This window comes from Allobacillus halotolerans (genome assembly GCF_018967645.1).
In the GTDB taxonomy this organism is placed as follows: domain Bacteria; phylum Bacillota; class Bacilli; order Bacillales; family Alkalibacillaceae; genus Allobacillus; species Allobacillus halotolerans.
The window spans coordinates 100,696-125,410 of the sequence record NZ_JAHLZF010000004.1 but is presented as its reverse complement, the minus strand read 5'-3'; the positions used below and the strand labels follow the sequence as shown (position 1 = coordinate 125,410).

Below are 24,715 nucleotides of genomic sequence, written 5' to 3'. Positions count from 1 at the left end.
ATCCAAAAATGGAACAGTTAACCGTAGGAAGAGCAACTTTGACGTGGTTAAACGGAGGTGTGACACATCTCGATGGTGGTGCTATGTTTGGCGTCGTACCAAAGCCACTTTGGTCAAAAATGTACCCAGTGAATGAGAAAAATCAAATTGAATTACGCTCTGATGTGATTCTTCTTGAATTAGATGATCGTAACATTTTGATTGAGAGCGGGTTAGGAAAAGATAAGTTCACAGATAAACAAAAGAGAAATTTCGGCTTACTAGAAGAATCTTCTGTGGAAGAATCCCTAGCTGAAAAAGGGTTGAAACCAGAGGATATTGATACGATTTTAATGACTCACCTTCATTTTGACCATGCTTGTGGGCTGTCCAAGTATGAGGGAGAGAAGCTTGTTTCAGCTTTTCCGAATGCAACGATTTATACAACCGAAACGGAATGGCATGAAATGCGCCATCCGAATATGCGCTCTAAGAATACGTATTGGAAAGAAAACTGGGAGCCTATTCAAGATCAAGTGAAAACGTTTAAGGAAGAAATTGAGATTGTTCCTGGTTTAACGATGCATCACACAGGTGGTCATAGTGACGGGCATGCAGTGATTAAGTTCCGTGATGGCGATGAAGGATTTTATCATATGGCTGATATCATGCCGACCCATGCACACCAAAATCCACTTTGGGTATTGGCGTATGATGATTACCCAGTGACAAGTGTCCATGCGAAAAAGGACTTGCAAGAAGAAGCTATTCCATCAAATTATTGGTTCACATTTTATCATGATGCCTATTACCGGGCGATCAAATTTGACGAGGACCGTAAAATTGTAGAAGAAGTAAAAAGAGAACGGTATGAATATAAATAAGTTTAAACGATTCCCGGCTAGTGAAAAATACTAGCTGGGTTTTTCTTTATGGCTCTAATATATATGTTGGGGTTATGAAAAACTTTTAAATAAAAAACACGCAATCTCCTAATTTTGTTAAACTTTGTTTAGACCAATAAACAAGCACAAAAAGGAGATGCGTGTATTATGAATTTTAACATTTCATTGCCTGGATTAGAAGAGTTTATCATTACAAAGTCGTTTGAAGGTGATGAACTATACCAACTCCATATGGAGTTGGAAAGAAAACCTCACTCCTGCCCAGAGTGTCACACTATCACAGATCGAGTACATGATTATAGAGTGCAAAAAATTCAACACGTTCAGGCTTTCGGTAGAAATACGGCTTTATTTTATAGAAAGCGACGTTATTCTTGTGTGAACACAGAATGTGGCAAACGTTTTTATGAAAGTAATAGGGTTGTTGAACGGTATCAAAGACAGTCCATGGAGTTTAAGCAAGCTCTAGCCATAGAATTAATACATGGGAAGAATTTTAAAGATGTCGCCAATCGATTCAATACCTCTTCAACAACTGTTATGCGTCGTTTTGATGATATTAGCTCGTCTATGTTAGAGGAAACGAAGGAATTGCCTAAAGTCATTGCGATTGATGAATACAAGGGTGACGCTGGAGGCGAAAAATATCAAACCATTATTGCGGATCCAATACATAGAAAGCCACTTGAAATTCTTAAAGATAGAAAAAAGTCCTCATTAAAAGAGTACTTAAAGAAACATGGTAATAAAGTGGAAATCGTGGTCATGGATATGAGTCAGTCTTTTAAAGCAGCTGTAGACCAAGCATTGGGCCGCCCTATTATAGTGGCTGACAGGTTTCATTTTTGTCGTTATATTTATTGGGCCCTAGAACAAGTTAGAAGGAAAGAACAAAAATTATTTGATGAATATGATCGAAAAAAATGTAAGAGAATGAGACATGTATTTTATAAGCATCAAGAAAACCTAACCGACAAGCAACGCTGGTATTTAGAACACTACTTAAGTAAATCAGATTATCTGAGGAAAGCTTATCAATTAAAAGAAGAGTATCGAAAGTGGTTCGAAGAAGCAAAGGTTATCGGTTATACGGATTTAAAGCTTATTAAAGAGAAGCTGCATCAATATTATGATCTCGTGAAGAATTCAGGAATAGATGAATTTAAAAAGTCGATATCAACCTTTCAAAACTGGCAAAAAGAAATTATGAACAGCTTCGCTTTCAACTTAAATAATGGGTATGTTGAAGGGATTAATAATCAGACCAAAGTTATTAAGCGAAATGCATTTGGTTTTAGACGATTTGATCGTTTTAGATTAAAAGTTTTACTACATCACCAATATAAAAATATAGCTGTTCGAGTTGCATAAATTAGGAGTGAGCGTTCGCTCACCCCAACATTTGACTTAGAACCTTCTTTATGCATATAACGCTGAATCGGTTATAAAAATTGAACAAAATAAAAGCTCACCCTCACACACTAGGTGTAAAGGATGAGCTACTCATTAACTGACTTTCCCTGTTGATAAGATTTCTCCGTTTTTGGCATTCACTTTGAATTGATATTGAGAAGTGACGCCGTCGATGTTTCTAGAGATTCCACCACGGTATACGGTATATGTTTCCCCGTCTTTCTCATAAGGTTCTTTTTGCATCATAATCCATGAACCACTAATCGGTCCATCTTCTTTGTACATTTCTTTGACTCGGTTCAAAGCTACTTCAGGGATTAACCATTGATCTTTGACTTTTTTACCGATGACCGCTCCTGCAATCAAACCGACCGCTGCTGGAGCTACAAGTTTATACCATTTCATGTCATTCACTCCATCCGTCTAGTATAGAATCTACCACTTATTATATATCTTCTTTCACAAAAATTAAACAGTAGGGATAGAAAGTGCAAGAAGAATGGAAACAAATCGTCTTTTCCGTTAAAATAAACAGTGGGTAAAAATATAATGGAGGTGTACATATGGAACAAGAAACAAAGGATTTATTTAAGACGTTGACTGAGCTAGCTGGACCACCAGGATTTGAGCATGATGTCCGACGTTTCATGCGACAAGAACTGGAAAAATATTCAGATGAAGTGATCCAAGATCGTCTCGGCGGCGTTTTTGGTGTTCGTAAAGGAGAAGGACCACGAGTGATGGTCGCTGGCCATATGGATGAAGTTGGTTTCATGGTTACACAAATAACGAAGAACGGAATGCTTCGTTTTCAGCCGTTAGGTGGTTGGTGGAACCAGGTCATGCTTGCACAACGTGTTCAAATCATGACGGATAATGGTCCTATTCCAGGTGTCATTGGATCTATTCCACCGCATAATTTGACACCAGAGCAGCGTAGCAAACCAATGGAAGTAAAGAACATGTTGATCGATATTGGTGCAGATGATGAAGATGATGCTAAGAAAATTGGTGTGAAGCCAGGTCAGGCAATTGTGCCGGTTTGTCCGTTTACGCCGATGGCAAATGAGAAGAAGATCATGGCTAAAGCGTGGGATAATCGTTATGGTTGTGGTTTATCCATCGAGCTGCTGAAGGAGCTTCAAGGAGAAAAGTTGAATCATCAGCTTTATTCTGGTGCAACTGTACAAGAAGAGGTAGGTTTACGTGGTGCGCAAGTTGCGGCCAACATGATTGATCCAGATATTTTCTTTGCATTAGACGCATCTCCTGCCAATGATATGTCTGGAGACGAGAAGGAATTTGGCCAGTTAGGAAAAGGAGCATTGCTACGTATTTTTGACCGGACGATGGTTACCCACCGAGGAATGCGAGAATTCGTCCTGGATACAGCAGAATCAAATGATATTCCGTATCAGTATTTTATTTCACAAGGTGGAACAGATGCTGGACGTGTGCATACGTCAAATGATGGCGTTCCATCTGCGGTAATTGGTATTTGTTCGCGTTATATTCATACAAGCTCTTCGATTGTTCATATTGAAGATTACCAGGCTGCACGAGAGCTCTTAGTGAAATTAATCAAATCTGTCGACCAAACGACTATTGATACGATTCGCCAAAACGGATAGAAATGAGATTGTAGGTTTTAAGGATTCATGAAAAAAGATAAAGTTCATGAGGGAAAGAAATATACGTAAATTTCTAGGGGATATTAACAGCTTGCTTGTTCCGTGTGTTCATCATCAGTAGAAAAAGGGTTAGTTGAGGTCCTGGCGTGCAATAGCGCGAGGGAGCTCAATAGCCGCCCCGGAAAGGAAACGCTTCCCGAAGCGGATGAAGAGCAGTAAATGGGTTTATTTGTTATTTAAAATAATACTCAAGAACTTGAATCGCTTGGTCAATTGTTTCCACGGTGACATGAGCCTTATTGGAAAGCTCCTTCAACGGATGAACCAAGTTGTCAGGGCGAATCAGAATTAATGGTTTACCTAGACCAATGGCAATGCCTGCGTCCATCGCTGTGTTCCATTGCTTATAGGAGTCACCGAAAAGTGCAATGACCGCATCAGATTTTTTAAGCATTAATTCCGTACGGAAGTTATTGATCCCAGAAGCGGCATCGTCATGCACAACTTTATTCGGTTGCTCACCAAGAACTTTTGCACCGATGTCATCGGATAAATCGTGCTCTTCTTGTGGACCTGTGAATTCGATTTGTAGATTCTTTTCGATGGCTTTCGTTTTTAATTGTTTGCGCCAATCATCGTGGATTTGGCCGGCTAAATATACAGATAGTGTCATAAGTACTCCTCCAATCCTTTTTATATTCATATTGGATGGTTTACAGCAGGATGTCAACTTACATACTAATTTTTACGGAGGAAGCTAAATTGATCGATAAAAAAATATTATGGATGGTTGTTGTTTTGAGTTTAATGATGGTTGCATGTTCGCCCTCTGAAGAAGAGGCTTATAGCGATGCTAAAAGTCAAGTGAAAGAAGCGGTTCTAGCCGATCAGGTCAAGGAACCAAATAAAGAATTAGAGAATTTCTCTTTATATGTACCAGAAGATTTGAACATAATTGAACAAGGACCTACGAATGTCATTTTTCAAGAAGATGACCAGCCTTATGTCCTGTTCATTAATGAGTTTGAGGAACCGAATAGTCAATATTTATATAATCAGTTACCTGAAGAAGATGAGGTATATATAAGTACGATAGAAACAGCAGATGCTTTTTCTTATATACTCATTCAGAAACGTGAAGAAAATGAATATGAGTTATCCGTTGGGATCGGCGGAATTAAGATGACAACGATGACAGATCTGGATCATTTATCAGGTGAATCAGAACGAATGATTGAAATTATTCGTTCAATTGAAGAGAAGCAATAAGACAAAGTAGCGAAGGGGAAAAATCGTGAAATCTTTTTTGAAAGAGAAAGGCATTGAACCGTCTTTTCAAAATTATGCCATTAAAGCGTTAAGCTATATGGCGTCAGGATTATTTGCTTCATTGATCATAGGGGTAATTTTTAAAACATTGGGTGATGAAGTTCCAAATATACCTGCTTTTTTTAGTACTATAGGAGACTTTGCCATCCAACCAATTGTGTATGGAGGAGCTGTAGGTGTTGCTATTGCACATGGACTACGCGCTCCCTCTTTAGTTTTGTATAGTGCACTTTTTGCTGGAGCGTATGGCGCGATGGAAGGCGGACCTGCCGGTAGTTTTATTGCAGCTTTAGTTGCCATTGAGTTAGGTAAGATCGTTAGTGGCGAAACAAAAATCGATATCGTCGTGACACCTTTTTTTACGATCTTAGTTGGTTATTTAATGGGTTCGTTTGTTGGTCCTTACATATCCTCTGCACTCATTGGATTTGGAGAAATTATTGTCTGGGCAACGGATTTACAGCCATTTTTGATGGGGGCGATTATTGCGGCGTTGATGGGGGTGGCATTGACGGCCCCCATCTCGAGTGTAGCCATCGCCATTATGCTTGATTTAGAAGGATTGGCTGCAGGTGCGGCAACAATCGGCTGCGTTTCACAAATGGTCGGATTCGCGGTTGGTAGTTTTCGAGAAAATGGCTTCGGTGGTTTGATTTCACAAGGATTAGGTACATCGATGCTTCAAATCGGAAACATCGTGAGAAAACCGATCCTTTTACTGCCGCCGACATTAACAGGACTCCTACTAGGTCCAATCGCCACCGTATGGTTACAGCTGGAAAACAATGCGTACGGAGCTGGTATGGGGACAAGCGGACTCGTTGGACCGATTATGACACTTGATACGATGGGGTATCAGATGAATACGTTTGTGATAATGTTGATTTTTTATTTGTTGGTTCCTGCTATTTTAAGTCTTGTGATGTTTGAATGGATGCGTAAAAAAGGATATATCTCACCAGGTGATTTGAAACTGGATATCAATTAGATTAAACAAAACGTTATCGTCTTTTACTAGTATATTATATGATAGGGAAGGAACCGACGAAGGAGGCTAACCAAATGAGTATGACAAGCATCGAAATGAAACGCAAACTTCGGGAGCGATTCTCAGAAGATCATTGGCAGACACATTTCGATCGAGATAAAGATACATTTCGGATCGAATGGAAGGATACAGAACAAGGTGTGACGATTTCTCTTCCAGGATTAATCTCAAAATGGGAAAACCGTAAAGAAAAAGCGTTGGATGAAATAGAAGCGCATATTCGTGAAGCATTGCGGATTATGAGTGAAAAGCAGCAATTAGAAGGAAAAGAGAGCCAAATTTTTCCCGTCATTCGTTCAGGTTCTTTCCCGACAGAGTCAAAAGCTGGAGAGAAGCTAATCTATACGGATCACACGGCTGAGACGAGAATTTATTATGCCCTTGATTTAGGGAAGTCTTATAAATTAATCGATGAAAATATGCTTGAGCGAGAAAATTGGGAAGAACAACGTGTGAAAGAGATTGCTTCATTTAACGTGCGAAAGTTATCGACCGAAATGAAGCAAGACGATGTTGCCGGAAACACGTTTTATTTCTTATCCTCTAAAGATGGATATGACGCAAGCCGTATTTTAAATGAAGCGTTATTGGAAGAAATGCGTGCGAATACAAGCGGTGAGCTGGCTATTGGCGTCCCTCACCAAGATGTTTTACTTTTTGCTGACATTCACAATGAGATGGGATACGATATTTTAGCTCAAATGATGATGCAATTCTTTGCTGAGGGCCAAATCCCAATTACGTCTTTACCTTTCTTATACGAAGATAAGAAGTTAGAGCCTATTTTTATTTTAGCGCAAAAGAAACCAAAACGAGATAAGGAGTAGAACAACATGCAAATTATTTATAATCAACAGGGAATTGGAGACGTCCTAATCGTTACATTAGATCAAAAAAATACAGAAATCACGTCTGTTTCATCAGGTGACGTCACGGAAATTAAAGAAAAAGACTCAGGCGAAGTCGTTGGTTACAATATTTTTCAGGCATCAACGCATATCGACATTCCAGAAACTCATCCGATTTTACCAACAGACGATTTGATTGAAAAAATCGGACAAGTTATTGAAGCGGAAGGTTTTACCCATAACTTAAATGAAGTTGATCGCACGCCGAAATTTATTGTTGGTAAAGTTGAGGAAATGAGTGATCACCCGGATGCATCGAAACTAAATGTGTGCCAAGTAAATGTTGGAGATCAACAACAACAAATCGTTTGTGGCGCACCGAATGTTGATGCAGGACAGAAGGTAGTTGTCGCTTTACCAGGAGCCATTATGCCAAATGGGATGAAAATCGTACCTTCACAGCTGCGTGGTGTAGATTCTCATGGCATGATTTGTTCTGCAAAAGAATTAAATTTACCAAACGCCAGCCAAGAGAAAGGTATTCTTGTCTTGGACGATGAGCGAACTGTCGGAGAGGCGTTTTTCCAATAAAGTATAAGGGAACGATTTTTATAGAAACGGAAGTCATACACGAATATCTCCATTAAGCTTTAGTAACGAAGTTGAAGTGCACGCTATTTATCGTTATGATGATTGTATTCATGGACTCAATCAAGGAAAGAAGGAGTATACGGATGAAGGAATTCGGTTTGAAGCAACAAGGGAAAATTGCGCGCTTAACCAATGAAACATTTAAATTCGATGAACGAATCGGAGAAGGTTGGTTTTCTGCTGTTTACTTCTTAAAAACGACAGAAATCGCTGAAAAGTATATGAACGGTAGCGAAGTAGTCATGCAATACTTCCAAAAGAAACATGCTGTTCTTTGTGGGACGGATGAAGCCATTGCTTTAATCCATAACTTTGCTAAAAATCCGCAAGATTTAGAAATCCACGCCTTGCAAGATGGCGATAAAATTGAACCATATGAGAGTGTATTGACAATCAAAGGTAGATACCAAGATTTTGGGTATCTCGAAGGGTTGATCGATGGGGTGCTCGGCCGGAGAACATCTGTTGCAACAAACGTATATGAGGTTGTCAGTGCTGCGAAATCTAGTGGCAAGAAAAAGGACGTCATCTTTATGGGAGATCGTGATGACCATTTCACACAGCAACCTGGTGATGGATATGCTGCGTATATCGGTGGATCTACAGCCCAAGCAACACACGCGATGAACGAGTGGTGGGGCAAAGAAGGTATGGGAACAATGCCTCACGCATTGATTCAAATGTTTTCTGGTGATTTGGTTCGTGCGTGTGAAGCTTATCGCGAAACTTACCCTGATGACGATCTCGTCGCCTTAGTAGATTATAATAATGACGTCATTACGGATGCCTTAAAAGTTGCACGTCATTTCGGTGATGAGTTGGCGGGTGTCCGGCTGGATACTTCAAGCAACATGGTCGATAAATATTTCTTTAGAAATCAGCACTTAATGGGTCCATTCGATCCAAGAGGCGTAAATAAAGAACTTATTTTTGCTTTACGGAATGCGTTGGATGATGAAGGATACCATCATGTGAAAATCATGGCGAGTGGTGGATTCAATAAAGAAAAAATTAAACGATTTGAAGAAGCAGAAGTTCCAGTTGATATGTATGGAGTCGGTAATAACTTATTGAAAGTTAATATTGGATTTACAGGTGATAATGTCATGTTAGATGGTAAACATGAAGCAAAACAAGGACGAAAATACCATCCGAATGCACGATTGAAAAAAGTAAATTATCCGGTTAATGGATAAAATAAACATACTAAGATTAGTGGGTAAGATCATCGGCGTATGAACTTGCCCACTATTTCTATTTATACGATATAGTGAGGCTGGGACAAATCAAAGTTATAAACTCAGAAACACGAATAACAATCTAACTTAGCGTAGGAAATATACGGAGACTTCTGCGGTCAACTAAATACGGCCACGTCCTGTGGCCAACGTTGACACTAGCCCGTCCTGGGCGTCGGGAGCAAAAGCCTAGGTGAGACCCCGCAGTGCGAAGCACGAGGAGGCTCAACAGCTGCCCGCGATATAGAAGACACTGCGGTTTACCGCAGATGTCGCCTTATGCCCTTTGGGTAAAAGCGGAGTATATTTCCGAAGCGGATATTTCCGGCACACTAAATTAGATTGTTCGTATCTGAGTCAACTTAAAAGATTTTGTCCCAGCCCCATATTTTCATCTATTCTCAACTATGAGAAGATTATCTGAGATTTTTTAGTGATTTGGTGAATAAGTGTACTTACGATTAAAACCGATATAGTTTCTGAGGAGATAATCGTGGAAAAAGTATTCACCGACGGCTAGAACAACGGCTGAGATAATTGCTCCGCCAGCTAGCGTCCCGATACCCATACTACTGATAGTCATGCTGAAAAGCCAAATGACGAGAAACGCTAAACCGATATCACTAAGGGTAGCAACCGTATTATTTGTTTTTGGCAAAATGAATAGATCTCCAACTAAATAGGAAATAATCCCGAGTACAACCGTAGTGAGTAAAACATTACCTAATGACATGCCAAACATGAGTCCAAGAATCAATAAAAGGATCACGAATGTCATGACGCCTTTAATTGCCAGTGCTTTTCCGTGTTCCATATCAATCCTCCTCTACATAAACGTTTTTAGGAGTAAATTGTTCCTGGTTCTTTCTGTCTATATTATATTTTTTCCCGCCAAGAATTAGATTAAACGTTATGACTGTAAGGATATTTTAGTGGATAATGTTTTAATTTCTGCTATAATGAAAAAAGCAAAAAGAGAGTTAGTAGCATATAATGACAACAGAAGTTTAACGGAGGTTCGATTAAATGTCGGTATACCATTTTATAGGGATTAAAGGTACAGGTATGAGTGCCCTCGCACAAATCCTCCATGACTCGGGTAAACAAGTGCAAGGTTCAGATATTGATCAAGAAATTTTTACACAAAAAGCTTTGGAAAAAAGGGACATTACGATCCTTCCTTTTTCAGAAGATAATATTGAAAAAAATCAAATCATTATTGCAGGTAATGCATTTGGCGATGATCATGAAGAAATTGCGAAAGCAAAAGAGTTAAAGTTGCCGTTCTATCGTTACCATGATTTTTTAGGAGAATGGCTTACAAACTATACAAGTATCGGTGTCACAGGTGTTCATGGCAAAACGTCGACAACCGGTTTACTTGCGCATACACTTGGCAAAAATATTCCTACATCCTATTTGATCGGTGATGGAACGGGATATGGTGATGAAGACAGTCAATATTTTGTTTTTGAAGCATGTGAATACCGGCGCCATTTCTTGGCATATGAGCCGGATTATTTAATTATGACCAATATTGATTTTGACCATCCAGATTATTTTAAAGATATTGAAGATGTTTTCGATGCTTTTCAATCGATGGCGTTGAATGTGAAGCAAGGAATCATCGCCTGTGGTGATGACGATTATCTAAAACAAATTTACGCAAATGTGCCTGTCGTATATTACGGACTTTCAGAAGAAAACGACTTTCAAGCGAAGAATGTTCAAGAGACGGATGAAGGCACCTCGTTTGAAGTCTATGTAAGAAATACTTATTATGAAACCTTTATTGTGCCACAGTATGGTACACACGCTGTATTGAATGCACTCAGTGTCATTGCGCTTTGTCACTATGAGAATTTCAATGCTGAAGAAATTAAGAGCATGAAGGAATTTGGCGGTGTCAAAAGAAGATTTACAGAGACACAGTGGAATTTCAACCAAATTCTAATTGATGATTATGCACACCATCCGACAGAAATTAAAGCAACCATTGACTCGGCTCGAAAAAAATACCGGGATAAAGAGGTCGTCGCTGTATTTCAACCACACACATTCACGCGAACAAAGCAATTTTTAGAAGAGTTTGCAGAATCTTTATCACTGGCTGATCATGTCTATCTCTGTGATATTTTTGGTTCGGCACGTGAATCGGATGGAGCGCTTCGAATAGAAGATCTCCAAGAGCGGATTGAAAACTCGACAATTGTTTCAGAAGAAGACATTGAAAAATTGAAACAACATCCAAACAGTGTACTTCTGTTTATGGGTGCAGGTGATATTCAGAAATATGAAGAGAAGTATAAAAAACTAACTTAAAAAAAGCTGTTGTCCACTGACTGAGTCAGAAGGCAACAGCTTTTTTATCTATTCGGATGAATATGTTTATTTAAGGTTTTCTGGATTTAATACCTCTAACTCTGGAATGACAAAGCGACCATTTTTTCTGACGAGCTCACCGTCAAAATACATTTCTCCGCCACCATAGTCTTCACGCTGAATATTGACCATATCCCAGTGGATGGCTGAGTCGTTTCCGTTATATGCATCATCGTAAGCTTGTCCCGGGGTGAAGTGGAAACTTCCATCGATTTTTTCATCAAATAAAATATCTGCCATTGGATGTTGGATAAATGGATTGATCCCGATCGCAAATTCGCCGATATAACGGGCACCTTCATCGGTGTTAAAAATCTCATTAATTCGCTCGGAATCATTGGCAGTCGCTTCAATAATTTTCCCGTCTTTAAATGTCAAAGAAACATTTTGGAATGTAAATCCTTGATACGGTGAAGGTGTATTATAAGTCAATGTACCATTCACTGAATCTTTGATGGGTGCTGTGTATACTTCACCATCAGGAAGGTTCATCTCCCCGGCACATTTTATTTTAGGTATGTCTTTAATGGAAAACGTCAAGTCCGTTCCAGGTCCAGTGATGTGCACCTCGTCCGTGTTGTTCATTTTTTCAACTAACGCATCCATCGCTTTGCTCATCTTGCTATAATCAAGCGTGCAGACATTGAAATAGAAGTCTTCGAATGCTTCTGTGCTCATTTCGGCAAGTTGTGCCATCGATTCATTTGGATAGCGAAGGACACACCATTTTGTTTTTGGAACGCGAATGTTTCGGTGTACATTTCCGACCGTTTCACCGTATAATTTATTTTTTTCTGAGGGAACATCTGAGAGTTCATTAATATTATCTCCGGAACGGATGGCAATATAGGCGTCCATCTCTTCCATTACCGTCGACTCATATTTTTCCCATGCTTCAAGTTGTTCTTTCGTTGCACCGCGCAACAACGAGCGGTGTACTTTTGGGTCTTTTAAATTAACAAAGGGTTGTCCACCTGCTTTGTACGCCTCATCAACAATCGCCGAAACGAGTGCTTGTTGGATCCCGGTATTTTCGATTAATAATTTTTCACCTGGTTGAAGTTTGACTGAATAGTTGATGAGTAATTCTGCCATTTGTCTGATTCGTGGGTCTTTCATGTGTTTTCCTCCTAGTTATGTTTGAATATGAAATAGTTATAGTTTAGCATAATAAGTGAAAACTTTGTAAATCTTGCGTTTGATTCGCTATACTAATGGGTATAGTTAGTATAGAATAAAAATGGAAGGTGTGTTTGTAGTGAACTTACTACATATTGCAGCATTAATTGCAGCAGTAGCATTTTTAGTATTAGTCATTTTCTTAGCGAAAACACTCATGTCCGTATCGAAAACGCTGGACAATGTATCGACAACGCTTGAAGGTGTCGAGAAACAAATGCAAGGAATTAGTGAAGAGACAACATTGTTATTACAGAAAACGAATTATTTAGCAGATGATATTTCAGAAAAAACAGCGAAGACTACTGTTTTGTTCGATGGCATTAAAGGAATCGGACATACAGTGAATGAGTTCAATCATTCTTTGCAACAGCTATCTAAAGAAGTTCAACAACAAGCTGGTGAACAGGCACCTCAAGCTTCACAGGCAATGAAATGGGGAGAAGCTGCCATTCACCTTTGGAAAAGTTACAAAGGGAAAAAATAAGTAGAAAAAAACGAGGAGGAATTATTTATGTCAAACGAAAATCAAAACAACAACGGTGGAATGAACGGTAAAGATTTTGTTATTGGAACATTAATTGGAGGAATCATCGGTGCGTCCGTTGCCCTTCTATACGCTCCTAAAGCCGGTAAAGATTTAAGACAAGATATCAACACTGGAGCTGATCAAGTTCGTGAACGTGCTTCTGAATGGAAGAACACGGCTTATGATAAAGGGAATGAACTGTACGAGCGCGCTCAAGAATCCAGTAAAAACTTAGGTGAAAAAATTAAGCAGAAAAAAGATGATATTCAAGAACGCGTTGAATATTTACGTAGCGAAAACAAAGAGCAAGGCCAAGAAATTGCTGAGGATGTCGCTGAAGCGATCGAAGAAGCTGCAGATGAAATGGAACGCCAAGAAGCGGATATGAATTTCAAAAACTCACAAAACTAAATGGATGATCAACCACTCCTTTATTGGGGTGGTTTTTTAATCCCACCTTTTTAGTAGGTAGTGTTAAACACCAAGCATAAATGAAGAGTTCCGTTCTTCCGTTTGGTAAAATGAGTGAGTAGTATAGTTCATAAGGAGGAATACGAAAGATGTCTTACAAAGTTTTAACATCTGAAGCAGAATTAAATGAAGCATTGTCAAATGACTCATTTTTACTGTTTAAACACAGCTTGACATGCCCAATCAGTGCAGAAGCAAAAGAGGAATTCGAGAAATTTCTCGACGATAGTTCGCTTCCTGCATATATGATTCATATCCAGGACAACCGAGATTTATCCAATCAGGTTGCCGATCAATTTGAAATTAAACATGAGTCGCCACAGTTTTTCTATGTAAAAGACGGTGCAGTCAACTATCATAACTCTCATTGGCACATTAAATATGATACGTTGAAAGAGGTTGTAAAATAAATCAATCATAAAATAAACCTGCCTACCACATCCTATTGATCGAAGTAGAGCAGGTTTATTTTAATGTTTTTGATTTTTTTCTTTAATTTTCTTCAGATCATTTAACCGTTCAGGATCGGCTTTAAAATACTCGACTAAATCCCCAATCCGGACGATCGTATCCCATTTCAGGTGATGCTCAATTCCTTCAACTTCTTCATAAATGGAGTCTTCATCCGCGCCGATAATATGTAAAAAGTCTTCTAACAGTTTATGACGGTATAATAGTTTTTCACCAAACTCTCTTCCTTTTTCCGTCAGAATCAGGCCTCTATATTTTTCATAGACGACATAACTACTTTCATCCAGTTTTTTCACCATTTTGGTGACGGAAGAAGGGAGTACGTCTAAGTGTTCAGCGATATCTGAAACTCTGGCATAGCCTTTTTGTTCTTTCAGTAGATAAATTGTTTCGATATAATCTTCCATGCTAGGTGTCGCCATGAAACAACCTCCATAATCGTTCTTATACCTATTTTAGCAGATTTCGTAGCTTTTCAAAAGAAACTTGAGTTTTCGGATCAATATATGACTCTTCATGTCCGCATTGAGTATTTAAATTTCTGTTTCGAAAGACTTTGTTAAAGTCCGTTTCGGGTTTTAAAATAATGCCGATATCTAAAATGAATAATTTTACATTTAGTCGAATTTCTCCTGTGTTCTGTGCTGTAAGACTAGTCTATTGCACCAAATTTCGATATAATTGTATACTTAACTTAAATTAATGTGTCATAAAACGACTATACAATAAATAACATTTGGAGGCAGCTATCCATGCAGGAACCGAATTTGGAAGAATTAAGAGAACAACTCGATGAAGTGAATATAGAAGTTTTAAAATGGATCAACAAGCGTGGCGAGCTCGTCAAGAAAATTGGTGAAATCAAAAAAGCACAAGGAATTAAAGTATTTGATCCGGTACGTGAGAGGGAGATGCTCAATCATATCGTCGATCACCATGAAGGTCCATTTGAAAGTTCCACTATTGAGCATTTATTTAAAGAGATTTTTAAAGCCGCTAAGGAATTACAAGAAGATGATTACCGAAAAACACTTCTTGTTTCGAGAGAGCAAAAGCCTCAAGATACGATTGTCTCTGTTGAGGACGTAGAAATTGGAGGTGGAAATCTTCAATACATCATAGGTCCTTGTTCTGTTGAATCAGAAGAACAGGTCGATCAAGTCGCGCAAGCTTTAAAAGAAAGAGATATTCCCATTTTACGTGGTGGAGCCTTTAAACCACGCACCTCACCATATGATTTCCAAGGCCTCGGATTTGATGGATTAAAAATCTTGAAGAAAGTCGGCGATCGATATGGATTGAAGGTCGTCAGCGAAATTGTCAACCCAAATCATATCGAGGAAGCAGCCGACTATTTGGATGTCATTCAAATCGGTGCCCGTAATATGCAAAACTTCGAATTGTTGAAAGAAGCAGGACGGTCAGACAAGCCCATTTTTCTAAAAAGAGGGTTGGCTGCGACGATCAATGAATTTATGAACGCTGCAGAGTATATTATTTCTCAAGGAAATGACCAAATCGTTTTATGTGAACGAGGGATTCGAACATATGAAACAGCTACAAGGAACACATTAGATATTACAGCCGTACCTATCTTAAAGAAAGAGACGCATTTACCGGTTTTCGTTGATGTCACCCATTCGACAGGCAGAAGAGACTTATTATTGCCTGCCGCCAAAGCTGCTATTGCGATCGGGGCGGATGGCGTGATGGCTGAGGTCCATCCAGATCCAGCAACTGCTTTATCAGACGCACAGCAACAAATGGACTTAGATACTTTTCATCAATTCATGAATGAGTTACAGAAGTAAAATTTTGTTCGAATGTGTATATCTATGCAACATACATTTGATGAGAAACAGCCTGTAACCCTCAAGAAACTTTCACAAGTTATCTATTGAATCGATTGATGGAGTACAGTATTCTTACAGTAAAATGAAACGTTATGAAATGAGGTTTTTAAGATGAGCGTAACCATTTATGATGTAGCAAAAAAAGCAAACGTATCGATGGCGACCGTTTCGCGGGTCATCAATGGAAATACAAATGTAAAGCCAATTACACGGCAAAAAGTACTGCATGCTATAGAAGAGTTAGGGTTCCGCCCAAACGCAGTGGCACGTGGGTTGGCCAGCAGAAAAACAACTTCAGTCGGTGTCATCATTCCAGATGTGGCCAATCTCTTCATTGCTGACTTAGCACGTGGTATTGAGGATATCGCAACCATGTATAAGTACCATATTATCTTGAGTAGTTCTGATCAACAAAAAACGAAAGAGATCGATTTATTCTACAATATGTTGGAAAAACAAGTGGATGGCATTATTTTTATGGGGACAACCATAACCGATGAGCATATCGAAGCGTTCAAGAAGGCAAATATTCCAGTTATCTTGGCAGCTACGATCGCCGAATCTGAAGAGCTTGCATCTGTAAATATCGATTATTACCAGGCAATTCAGGATGCAGTTCAGTTCATCGAAGAAAAAGGGGAAGGCGATATTGGATTTGTTACAAGCCCATTAAATAATCGATCAAACGAAATTAGAAAACAATCCTTTGTCGATGCGATGAAAAATTCCGGTAAAAATGAAGCCGATTTAGAGAAACTTATTTTTAATAGTGATGATAGCTATGACTCAGGTATTGAAGCAAGCAATTATTTCCTCGGGTTGGAGAAGCGGCCAGAGACAATCCTTGTTTCTTCAGATGAGATGGCCCTTGGTGTCATTCATGGATTACAAGATAACGGATTGAAGGTTCCGGAAGATGTTGCTGTGGTAGGATTTGATAATACAAGGCTTGCTACGATGGTACGTCCGACATTAACGACCGTGATGCAACCGATGTATGATATCGGTGCTGTATCGATGCGTTTACTAACGAAGTTGCTTCAAGGCGAAAAAGTAGCCGAAAAGCAAGTCACTTTACCTCACCGAATCATCGAAAGAGACTCAACAAAATAAAATTGATGCCGATAATAGTAAATAGAGATAGATAAATCGGATGTAAGTAGGGTGAGAGTATGAAGCGAAAAGATTTACTGACACCAATAGGTATTGGTCTAGGTGCAACAATGATTTTATTAGGCATCTATTTTAACAGTGGATTTGGAGGCGTTTCTTCGTTTATTCAAGTTTCTTCCATCGTCGTTGTAATCGGCGGTTTGGTTGGTGCCCTATTAATTAACTTTTCTGTCGTAGAAATGAAGATGTTTGGAAAAGTAATGAAGGAAGCTTTCCATAGTCAAAATTATAATCTGCGAGAATTGATTCAATTATTTATTCAACTTTCAGAAAAGGCTAGAAGAGAAGGTTTGCTTGCCTTGGAAAGTGAGATGGATGATGTAGATGATCCGTTCATTAAAAAAGGGGTTTACTTGGCAATTGATGGAATTGAGCCGGAAGTCATTAATGAAATTATGAATGCAGAGATTGCGGCTATGGAAGAAAGACATCAAAAAGGACGGAATGTGGTAGAGAAGGCGGGAGAATACGCACCTGCCTGGGGCATGATCGGTACATTGATTGGGCTTGTGTTAATGCTCAATAACTTAGAAACCCCGGAGACAATTGGCCCGAGTATGGCGATTGCCCTTCTGACAACTTTTTACGGTATGGTATTGGCCAATCTTGTCTTTATCCCGATTGCTGGAAAGTTATATTCACGTACGGAACAAGAAGTATTTATGAAACAAATCATAGTAGAAGGTGTCATTGGCGTACAATCTGGTCAAAACCCAAAAATCTTGGAAGAGAAATTGAGTGCATTCCTCTCAACTGAAGAGCTTAAACTGAACGAAAAAGAAGAGGAAGAAGAGATGATCGGAGAGACGGTTAATGAATCGTAAACGAAAAAAGCCACCAAAACGCGAAGCGCCAATGTGGATGGTTACCTATTCAGACATGATCACATTAATTCTCGTTTTTTTCATCTTATTGTTTTCCATGTCACAAATCGATGCAGTGAAGTTCAAAGCCGTCGCTGAGTCATATCAAGAGCGAGTGATTTTCGACTTCATGCCGTCCGCAATTGAAATGGACCAACCGACAGAGAATCAAGAAAATCAATTGGATCCTGAAGAATCCGATTTTCAGGCGATGATCCCTGAAGAGAACGAGGAAGCAATGGAAAACGAAGAAAAAATGGATTCCACAGATGAAGAGTCTTTAAATGAATTACATGAAGAAGTGGAACAATTTTTGGATCAAGAAGAATTGAATGGTGTTATTTCGGCGAGCCGAACCGAACAGGGAGTTGTACTCGTTTTACAAGAGCGTGTGTTGTTTGAATCCGGTGAAGCGGAATTGATTGAAGAAGGATTTTCTTTTTTAGAAAAGGTAGGGGTCTTGTTATCGAACATCCCGAATAACGTAAAAATTGAAGGGCATACCGATAGTCGACCAATCAATACATATCGTTTCCCGTCCAACTGGGAATTGAGTGGAGCACGGGCGAGTAGTGTGGTTCGATTTTTTGTGGAAGACCAGGAGTTGAACCCAGCACGTTTCCAAGCTTCGGGATATGCCGATACCAAACCATACGTTGAAAATAATAATCCAGAAAATATGCGCTTAAATCGACGTGTGGAAATCACCATTTTGAGAGCAGAAAACCAGTGAATGGCGGAAAGCCACTCACTGGTTTTATTTTGATCGTAAGAAGTATAGGAAAAATCAAAAAATTTACGATAAAGGTAAGCCTATAAATATAGATTCTAGATCACACAAATCTACGTTGCTAGCTCATTTCACAAAATGTATTTTTGCTCGTTTCTAATGATTTCAAGTGATTTTCCTAATGTCAATTGATTTTTTTCCGTGATTTCTTTTTTACGAGGAATTTCTTTATACACACGTGAGAGATCCTGCCAATGTGTTGGTAATTTTACCGGACTTTTTGATTGCCATTTTTCAAGCCATTCTTCCGGTAATGGACCTTGCAATGTTTTGCCATCTAAATTCGCAACATTCCATAACTGTGCCCAGGCACGTGGAACGACTCTCCAAATATCATAGCCGCCACCACCCAAAGCAACCCATTTTCCATTACAAAACTTATGCGCTAAGCGATGAACAAGCTTAGGAATCTCTTCAAAGATCTTCATGGAACAACATAAATGGGTTAATGGATCGTATGCATGTGCATCGGCTCCATTTTGGCTAATGATAATGTCAGGACGGAAGTATTCCGTGACTTCTTCCAATGATTTTGAGTATACTTCCAAAAACGAGTCATCTTCGGTGAAAGCATCAATTGGTAAGTTAAAGGAATAACCAAACCCATCATTGTGGCCACGCTCGTTTACGTTCCCTGTACCTGGAAACAAGTATCTTCCCGTTTCATGGATTGAAAATGTGCAAACATTCGGGTCATCGTAAAACGCCCATTGTACGCCATCACCATGATGGGCATCCGTATCAACGTAGAGAACTTTTAAGTTATAATGTTCTCGTATATATTTGATGGCAATCGCCGCATCATTATATATACAAAAGCCAGATGCTTTCCCTTTAAACCCATGATGTAATCCGCCACCAATATTAACGGCATGGGTATAGTCGCCTTCCATAACAGCATCAACAGCCGTCAATGTTCCGCCGACTAATTGAGCCGATGCTTCATGCATATGCTCAAAAATAGGTGTGTCTTGCGTACCAATCCCATATTGCATACCTTGTTCCTCTGACAACATGCCGACACTTGCTTTTTGTACAGCCTCAATATAGCTAGACTTGTGAATCAGATTGATTTCTTCATCCGTCGCCATTCGAGGTGCTATTACTTGCTCATCATCCAATGCCCCACTCGCTTTTAGTAATTCACTCGTAAGAACGACACGTTTTTGATTAAACGGATGGTCATCTCTGAATTTATAACTTAAAAATGCTTCTGAGAAAACAAAAGCTGCTTTATGTTCGTTCATTCGCTCATCCCCGGTAGGTTCGGCCAAATGACATGATAGCCTTGTTTTCTCAATTCATCGATGATAGGCATTGGATTCATCGTTTGAACTCGTAAAACAATTATTCTTTCACTGCGATCTTCTTTGGATGGATAGAGGAAAACAGATGAAATATTTGTATTGCGTTCACTGATGATTTGAGCAATTTTTGGCAATGTCCCTATTTTGTTAGGAACTCGAATTTCAATTTGTGAACTTTGTTCGCGAATTCCAGTTACTTGAATTAGTGTGTAGAGAATATCTTTCTCCGTGACGACACCAATGAGTTTATTTGCATGCGTAACAGGCACACACGCAATTTCGTAATCATAGAATAGTGAAGCAATATCTTCAATGAAATCAAGAGGATGTGCGGTAATAACAGGACTCGACATAATGGATTGAATGGGACTCTCCAAAATATCCAAATTTTGTTCAGCGGCCAATATGGAAGGAGCTGCATCACGGATGTCACGATCGGAAACAATGCCGACGACTTGTTCTTCATCATTTGTTATTGGAATATGTCTGATTCGGTGCTCATTCAGTAATTTTAAAGCGCTTTCAATTTTGTCTTGAGGGGAGAGTGTAATCACATCCCTACTCATAACTTCTTCGACTATCATTCTCATTCACGCCCCTTTATTAAAAAAAGAAATCTTCACGACCCATAAAACGCATGGAGTCAAACAGCTTAATCGATTCAGCATCAACATTTTCACCAATCCGGACGAGCAGACAATTCGCAGGGTGAGAAACAATCTCTGGGTCGTCTGTGGACATCGGTTTTAACCCACCATGAGCCATCATTTTCTCCATCACGTTACGATATTGCCAAATACTTAATCCAGTTGTTTTCATGTCCCAATGCCAATGATACTCTGTCGTGATTGTTATATAATTTTCCATATAATCGTCTCTCATAGCGACTTCCAAAATGGTTGAACCAACCTTCATTCCACGGTATTCATGGGAAACTTCAATTGCTCCTAGTTCCAATAAATTATCCATCTTGTAAGTTGCCCAACGCTCCATTGGATCAGGGTGCAAAAAAGTCGCATAACCGATAATCTTATCTTCATCTCGAGCGATAATAATGCGACCTTCTTCAAAATCCGCAATCGAAAGAATTGCTTCATATTGCTTTTTGGGTGGCCTAAACGCTTTCAATCCATCATCGAAATAATAATTTTTAAGCTTTTCTGAATCGACAGGCCCCTCAATGATAATTTCTTTGTTGTTTTTACGAATAGTTTGACTGTAATAAGTTTTAGAGTGTTCCAAATCGACACCACCTAAAGAATTTAACGATTCCAATTTCATTATAACAGAAGATGTTTTGGAAAAATAGAATGTGATGATAAGGACAGAGAAAGTTGCTTATATAGCAAAAAAACGGCAAGCAGCGGATATCGCTGCTTGCCACTAAATTGATGGAATTCAGTGAAAAGTTGTTGTCTGAAAGGAAGAGTATTAATTGTCGTCGTCTTTTTTCTTATCCTTTTTATCCTTCTTATCGTTTCCACCGTCTCCGTTGTCTTCGTTTTTGTCGCCATTGGAGTCGCTATTATCGGAACCGTTAGAATCATTTGAATCTCCGCCGCTTGCTTCGTCATCTTTTTTATCTTCTTCTTTCTTTTGCTCTTCTTTCTTTTGCTCTTCCTCTTTTTTCTTTTCTTCTTTTTCCTTACGTTCTTCTTCTTTCTTCTTTTGTTCTTCTTTCTTTTTCTTCTCTTCTTCTTTTTTCTTCTTCTCTTCTTCTGAGGTTACGTTTCCGTATATGACCGAGCTGGACATACTTGATTCTTTACCAAAGAAGTTTACTGCCCGAACAGCATAAATTCTATTTTTAGCTGGCACACTTAGTGAAGTTTCTGTTGTTGACCCAATTTGTTTAAAGTCTCCACCTTTTTCATTAGCCATATAGACCCGGTAACCAATGGCGTTACTACTGTCATTCCAAGTCAATGTACTACCACTCATGGAAACACCGCTTGGCGTACCAGGGTTACTGTTTTTCGGTGAATCAGACTCAGGAACGACGAGATCATTCCAAGCCTCGTTATTCGGTAATAATTTACTGAGCTCATCAATCTGGAACCAAGCTGGTCCCATATCTTCAATGAAATCAGGTTTTATGAAATAGCCTTGCTCAGTAAATTCTTCTGGAGTCGAATCGGCAGCTTCATACGTGTTATCACCAATTTTCACATAGTTCCCTTTTACGACACTATCATCTTTTTCGGTCGGAACATGTTCGATATTAAACAGATCGGTTTGAACCAAGCCGAGCGCTTGACACGCATCACTTGGAAGCTTGCCGGAAATCAAGCAGTAGCTACGCTGCACGATTCCACCTGGGCTTTCATGTCGTTTGCTTGGCGTTACAAGTTCTGGATCGACTTCAGCTGCTGCATTGACCAATTCAGACCAGTAACCAGTATTACGACTGCTGTAACCAAGCGAACAACCACCAGGACAACTATTCAAACTCATAATATTACTTTCTCTACCCGTAACTTTTCCACTTGCATCTAAATCATATAATCCGTACCCGAACCATGTACCGATTGTGACATTTGGATTTGTACCGACAAACCAGGCGTCGGCAAAGTTTTGAGACGTACCCGTTTTTCCGGCCCAATCAACACTTGTGTTGTTCAAACGACTGTTCACATATGTTGCCGTACCGTTTGAAATAACATCACGCATGACATCCAGGGTTAGGTAGGCTGTCTGCGGTGAAAAGACTTCGGTTTCTTTAACCTCATGCTCAAAAACAGGGTTGCCATCTTGATCTATGATTTTTTCAATCATAAATGGCTCAGGTCGTTTTCCACCATTTGAAAAAGCAGTAAAACCACTCGTCACATCTGACACCGTTGTATAGAAAGAGCCGAGAACTGTTGGCATATGATTCTGACTTTGTTCTTCCGCTGGTTCAGTAATCCCAAGCTTCGTTAAATATCTTGCTGGATTATTGTCGACAGCCAACAAACCACGCATGACACGGGTAGCAGGCAAGTTATAGGATTTTGCCAATGCTTCTCTCGCTGTCACAATACCACGTTCTCTACCCGCATAGTTGGATGGTGACCAAGGATCACTGCCAGGAGGAGATATTGAAAATCCAATATCAGGAACTGGAGAACCTGGTTGGAAGACTCCAAGTTCAAACGCTGGTCCATATCCGAGCAATGGCTTCATCGTACTCCCGTTTGGTCGCGTATTATAAAAAGCATAGTTGATATTGTCATTTTCATACCCACGTCCACCAACAAACGAAATAATCCGTCCTGTGCTGTTCTCAATCATTGAAGCACCCGTTTCAATCGGAATCTCACGGGTTTCGACTTCGCCAGTTTGTGGATTAGTAACCTGGACCGTTTTCGTCGGATAGAAGTGCCCATAATTTTCGGTAGCATCTTGCCAAGCTTCATAGATATCTTTATTGATTGTTGTATGGATTCTATACCCTTTATGTTTCAAATCACGTTCCGCTTGTTCACGATATTCTGTTCGAGATTCTTTTTCCTCAGCTGAATAAAACTCTTCTTTTGAATACCCGTCGTTTTTGGCTAATTGCAATGCCAGTTTTTCAATGGCACGGCCTTCAATTTCAATTGTCAAATAAGGGTAATCTGAGAAAAGTGATTCTTTTTTGTCTGTCAAACTAGCAATGACATCAAAGTCTCTTGCTTCATTATATTGTTCTTCTGTTATTTTTCCCGCTTCTAGCATTCTGCTTAAAACAATATTTTTACGATCTAAACCGTCTTGTAATGCTTTTTCTGTTTTCTTTTCTCCGCCTTGGAGAAAGGGAGTATAAGCATACGGGTTTTGCGGCATACCTGCTATGTATGCTGCTTGAGCCAAGTTCAGTTCACTTGGTGCTACATCAAACAAACCATCAGCAGCAGCTTCGATTCCGGCAATGTTTCTACCAGAAGAGTCTCGTCCAAATGGCACGATATTCAAATAAGCTTCCAAGATCTGATCTTTCTCGATGAACTTTTCAATTCGAGAAGCAATCAAGATTTCTTTTGCTTTTCGGTCAAAGGAAACTTCACTGGAAAGAATTTGGTTCTTGACAATTTGCTGTGTTAGCGTACTACCACCAGATTGAGTATCTGCGTTTGTAAATTCTTGAAACATCGCGCGCATAATCGCTTTAGGCACGAATCCATTGTGCTCATAAAATAATTCGTCCTCTGTTGCGATCACTGCATCTTTTACATGTTGAGACACTTTATCTAACGTAGTTTCTTCTCTATGAATATCACTACGAAGCTTACCCATATACACATCATTCGCAAAGTACGTATGAGAAGTTTCCTCGTAGTCAAAAACGAGTTGTTTCATTTCTTCTTCATCTTCAACAGGCATATCATCGACCAACGAAGCGAAATAACCTAATCCGACGCCTCCGATCGCGAATCCGCCAACAAGTCCGATGACGATAAAGAATAATAAGATATTCCAACCGACATCCAAACCGATTCGAGTAAAACGAGGAAACTTTCCATCTTGGAAAAATTTTAGGAATTTATTTTTTGAATCATTAGAACCCATCGTCAAACCTCCTAAATAATCTAATTTATTATAGCATAGATTCATAGACTCTACATATTAGAGATTAACGCAGAAAATCAACTCTAAATGACTTTAAAATACAACGTTTTATACTTCCAGTTGAA

General features: G+C 39.3%; 25 protein-coding genes. 16 read left to right on the top strand and 9 right to left on the bottom strand.

Translation table 11 applies throughout. The annotated features are described in order from the left end of the window. Positions 1-8: 8 nt before the first annotated feature. Together KQ486_RS04535 and KQ486_RS04530 are read left to right on the top strand one after the other, a co-directional pair. Complete coding sequence (locus KQ486_RS04535; RefSeq protein WP_144160985.1) at positions 9-863, top strand: YtnP family quorum-quenching lactonase; 855 nt, start codon at positions 9-11, stop codon at positions 861-863. Between the two features lie 168 nt (positions 864-1,031). Continuing rightward, positions 1,032-2,255: an ISL3 family transposase gene (locus tag KQ486_RS04530; RefSeq protein ID WP_216686894.1), complete on the top strand. Its 1,224-nt coding sequence runs from the start codon at positions 1,032-1,034 to the stop codon at positions 2,253-2,255. A 135-nt stretch (positions 2,256-2,390) separates the two neighbouring features. Here KQ486_RS04530 and KQ486_RS04525 read toward each other — a convergent pair whose 3' ends face one another. Next, entirely contained in the window at positions 2,391-2,702 is a 312-nt protein-coding gene (locus tag KQ486_RS04525) for a PepSY domain-containing protein (RefSeq protein ID WP_144160982.1), read from the bottom strand. A 158-nt stretch (positions 2,703-2,860) separates the two neighbouring features. Between KQ486_RS04525 and KQ486_RS04520 the strand changes: the two genes are divergently transcribed. Further along, complete coding sequence (locus KQ486_RS04520) at positions 2,861-3,928, top strand: M42 family metallopeptidase (protein ID WP_144160979.1); 1,068 nt, start codon at positions 2,861-2,863, stop codon at positions 3,926-3,928. Between the two features lie 232 nt (positions 3,929-4,160). On the opposite strand, the gene KQ486_RS04515 is transcribed toward KQ486_RS04520, so the two are convergent. Continuing rightward, the gene (locus tag KQ486_RS04515; RefSeq protein WP_144160976.1) at positions 4,161-4,601 is read right to left on the bottom strand and encodes a YtoQ family protein; all 441 of its coding nucleotides are present in this window, start codon (positions 4,599-4,601) and stop codon (positions 4,161-4,163) included. An 89-nt stretch (positions 4,602-4,690) separates the two neighbouring features. Between KQ486_RS04515 and KQ486_RS04510 the strand changes: the two genes are divergently transcribed. The 5 genes from KQ486_RS04510 to KQ486_RS04490 all read left to right on the top strand — a co-directional run bounded on the left by KQ486_RS04510 (position 4,691) and on the right by KQ486_RS04490 (position 9,000). Continuing rightward, a complete protein-coding gene (locus KQ486_RS04510) occupies positions 4,691-5,197 on the top strand; it encodes a hypothetical protein (RefSeq protein WP_144160973.1) in 507 nt (168 codons plus the stop codon). A 25-nt stretch (positions 5,198-5,222) separates the two neighbouring features. After that, positions 5,223-6,245, top strand: a complete 1,023-nt coding sequence (locus KQ486_RS04505; protein ID WP_144160970.1) for a PTS sugar transporter subunit IIC — start codon at positions 5,223-5,225, stop codon at positions 6,243-6,245. 74 nt (positions 6,246-6,319) lie between these two features. Then, positions 6,320-7,132 carry a DUF1444 domain-containing protein gene (locus KQ486_RS04500; RefSeq protein WP_144160967.1) on the top strand — a complete coding sequence of 271 codons (813 nt, stop codon included), beginning with the start codon at positions 6,320-6,322 and terminating at the stop codon, positions 7,130-7,132. Between the two features lie 6 nt (positions 7,133-7,138). Next, positions 7,139-7,744 (top strand): YtpR family tRNA-binding protein, encoded by a 606-nt coding sequence (gene ytpR, locus KQ486_RS04495; RefSeq protein ID WP_144160964.1) that lies wholly within the window; start codon positions 7,139-7,141, stop codon positions 7,742-7,744. A 143-nt stretch (positions 7,745-7,887) separates the two neighbouring features. Further along, complete coding sequence (locus KQ486_RS04490; RefSeq protein WP_144160961.1) at positions 7,888-9,000, top strand: nicotinate phosphoribosyltransferase; 1,113 nt, start codon at positions 7,888-7,890, stop codon at positions 8,998-9,000. 472 nt (positions 9,001-9,472) lie between these two features. Here the strand turns inward: KQ486_RS04490 and KQ486_RS04485 are convergent, their stop codons facing one another. Then, the gene (locus KQ486_RS04485) at positions 9,473-9,856 is read right to left on the bottom strand and encodes a YndM family protein (protein WP_144160958.1); all 384 of its coding nucleotides are present in this window, start codon (positions 9,854-9,856) and stop codon (positions 9,473-9,475) included. Positions 9,857-10,068: 212 nt separating this feature from the next. On the opposite strand from KQ486_RS04485, the gene murC reads away from it, so the two are divergent. Further along, on the top strand, positions 10,069-11,364 hold the full coding sequence (gene murC, locus KQ486_RS04480; RefSeq protein WP_144160955.1) for a UDP-N-acetylmuramate--L-alanine ligase: 1,296 nt from the start codon (positions 10,069-10,071) through the stop codon (positions 11,362-11,364). 66 nt (positions 11,365-11,430) lie between these two features. Here the strand turns inward: murC and KQ486_RS04475 are convergent, their stop codons facing one another. Continuing rightward, on the bottom strand, positions 11,431-12,543 hold the full coding sequence (locus KQ486_RS04475) for an aminopeptidase (RefSeq protein ID WP_144160952.1): 1,113 nt from the start codon (positions 12,541-12,543) through the stop codon (positions 11,431-11,433). A gap of 139 nt (positions 12,544-12,682) precedes the next feature. On the opposite strand from KQ486_RS04475, the gene KQ486_RS04470 reads away from it, so the two are divergent. From KQ486_RS04470 to ytxJ, 3 genes are all read left to right on the top strand, one after another. Continuing rightward, a complete protein-coding gene (locus tag KQ486_RS04470) occupies positions 12,683-13,090 on the top strand; it encodes a DUF948 domain-containing protein (RefSeq protein ID WP_255439694.1) in 408 nt (135 codons plus the stop codon). Between the two features lie 27 nt (positions 13,091-13,117). Further along, positions 13,118-13,543, top strand: a complete 426-nt coding sequence (locus KQ486_RS04465; RefSeq protein ID WP_144160946.1) for a YtxH domain-containing protein — start codon at positions 13,118-13,120, stop codon at positions 13,541-13,543. A 149-nt stretch (positions 13,544-13,692) separates the two neighbouring features. Continuing rightward, positions 13,693-14,013 (top strand): bacillithiol system redox-active protein YtxJ, encoded by a 321-nt coding sequence (ytxJ, locus tag KQ486_RS04460; protein ID WP_144160943.1) that lies wholly within the window; start codon positions 13,693-13,695, stop codon positions 14,011-14,013. 60 nt (positions 14,014-14,073) lie between these two features. Here the strand turns inward: ytxJ and mntR are convergent, their stop codons facing one another. Continuing rightward, positions 14,074-14,496, bottom strand: a complete 423-nt coding sequence (gene mntR, locus KQ486_RS04455; protein ID WP_144160940.1) for a transcriptional regulator MntR — start codon at positions 14,494-14,496, stop codon at positions 14,074-14,076. A gap of 330 nt (positions 14,497-14,826) precedes the next feature. On the opposite strand from mntR, the gene KQ486_RS04450 reads away from it, so the two are divergent. The 4 genes from KQ486_RS04450 (at position 14,827) to motS (ending at position 18,696) form a co-directional block, all read left to right on the top strand. Next, positions 14,827-15,885 carry a bifunctional 3-deoxy-7-phosphoheptulonate synthase/chorismate mutase gene (locus KQ486_RS04450; RefSeq protein WP_144160938.1) on the top strand — a complete coding sequence of 353 codons (1,059 nt, stop codon included), beginning with the start codon at positions 14,827-14,829 and terminating at the stop codon, positions 15,883-15,885. 153 nt (positions 15,886-16,038) lie between these two features. After that, positions 16,039-17,040, top strand: a complete 1,002-nt coding sequence (gene ccpA, locus KQ486_RS04445; protein ID WP_216686893.1) for a catabolite control protein A — start codon at positions 16,039-16,041, stop codon at positions 17,038-17,040. A gap of 59 nt (positions 17,041-17,099) precedes the next feature. Further along, complete coding sequence (gene motP / locus KQ486_RS04440) at positions 17,100-17,924, top strand: flagellar motor protein MotP (protein WP_216686892.1); 825 nt, start codon at positions 17,100-17,102, stop codon at positions 17,922-17,924. After that, positions 17,914-18,696, top strand: a complete 783-nt coding sequence (gene motS / locus KQ486_RS04435) for a flagellar motor protein MotS (RefSeq protein ID WP_216686891.1) — start codon at positions 17,914-17,916, stop codon at positions 18,694-18,696. Before motP ends, motS begins: the two co-directional genes overlap by 11 nt. 128 nt (positions 18,697-18,824) lie before the next feature. Here motS and KQ486_RS04430 read toward each other — a convergent pair whose 3' ends face one another. The 4 genes from KQ486_RS04430 to KQ486_RS04415 form a co-directional block, all read right to left on the bottom strand. Beyond that, complete coding sequence (locus KQ486_RS04430) at positions 18,825-20,000, bottom strand: acetoin utilization protein AcuC (RefSeq protein ID WP_216686890.1); 1,176 nt, start codon at positions 19,998-20,000, stop codon at positions 18,825-18,827. Further along, positions 19,997-20,644 (bottom strand): acetoin utilization AcuB family protein, encoded by a 648-nt coding sequence (locus KQ486_RS04425; protein WP_144161070.1) that lies wholly within the window; start codon positions 20,642-20,644, stop codon positions 19,997-19,999. The genes KQ486_RS04430 and KQ486_RS04425 overlap by 4 nt, the downstream gene beginning before the upstream one ends. 19 nt (positions 20,645-20,663) lie before the next feature. Then, positions 20,664-21,302: a GNAT family N-acetyltransferase gene (locus KQ486_RS04420; RefSeq protein WP_246569190.1), complete on the bottom strand. Its 639-nt coding sequence runs from the start codon at positions 21,300-21,302 to the stop codon at positions 20,664-20,666. Between the two features lie 189 nt (positions 21,303-21,491). Next, entirely contained in the window at positions 21,492-24,590 is a 3,099-nt protein-coding gene (locus KQ486_RS04415; RefSeq protein WP_216686888.1) for a transglycosylase domain-containing protein, read from the bottom strand. Positions 24,591-24,715 lie beyond the last annotated feature (125 nt).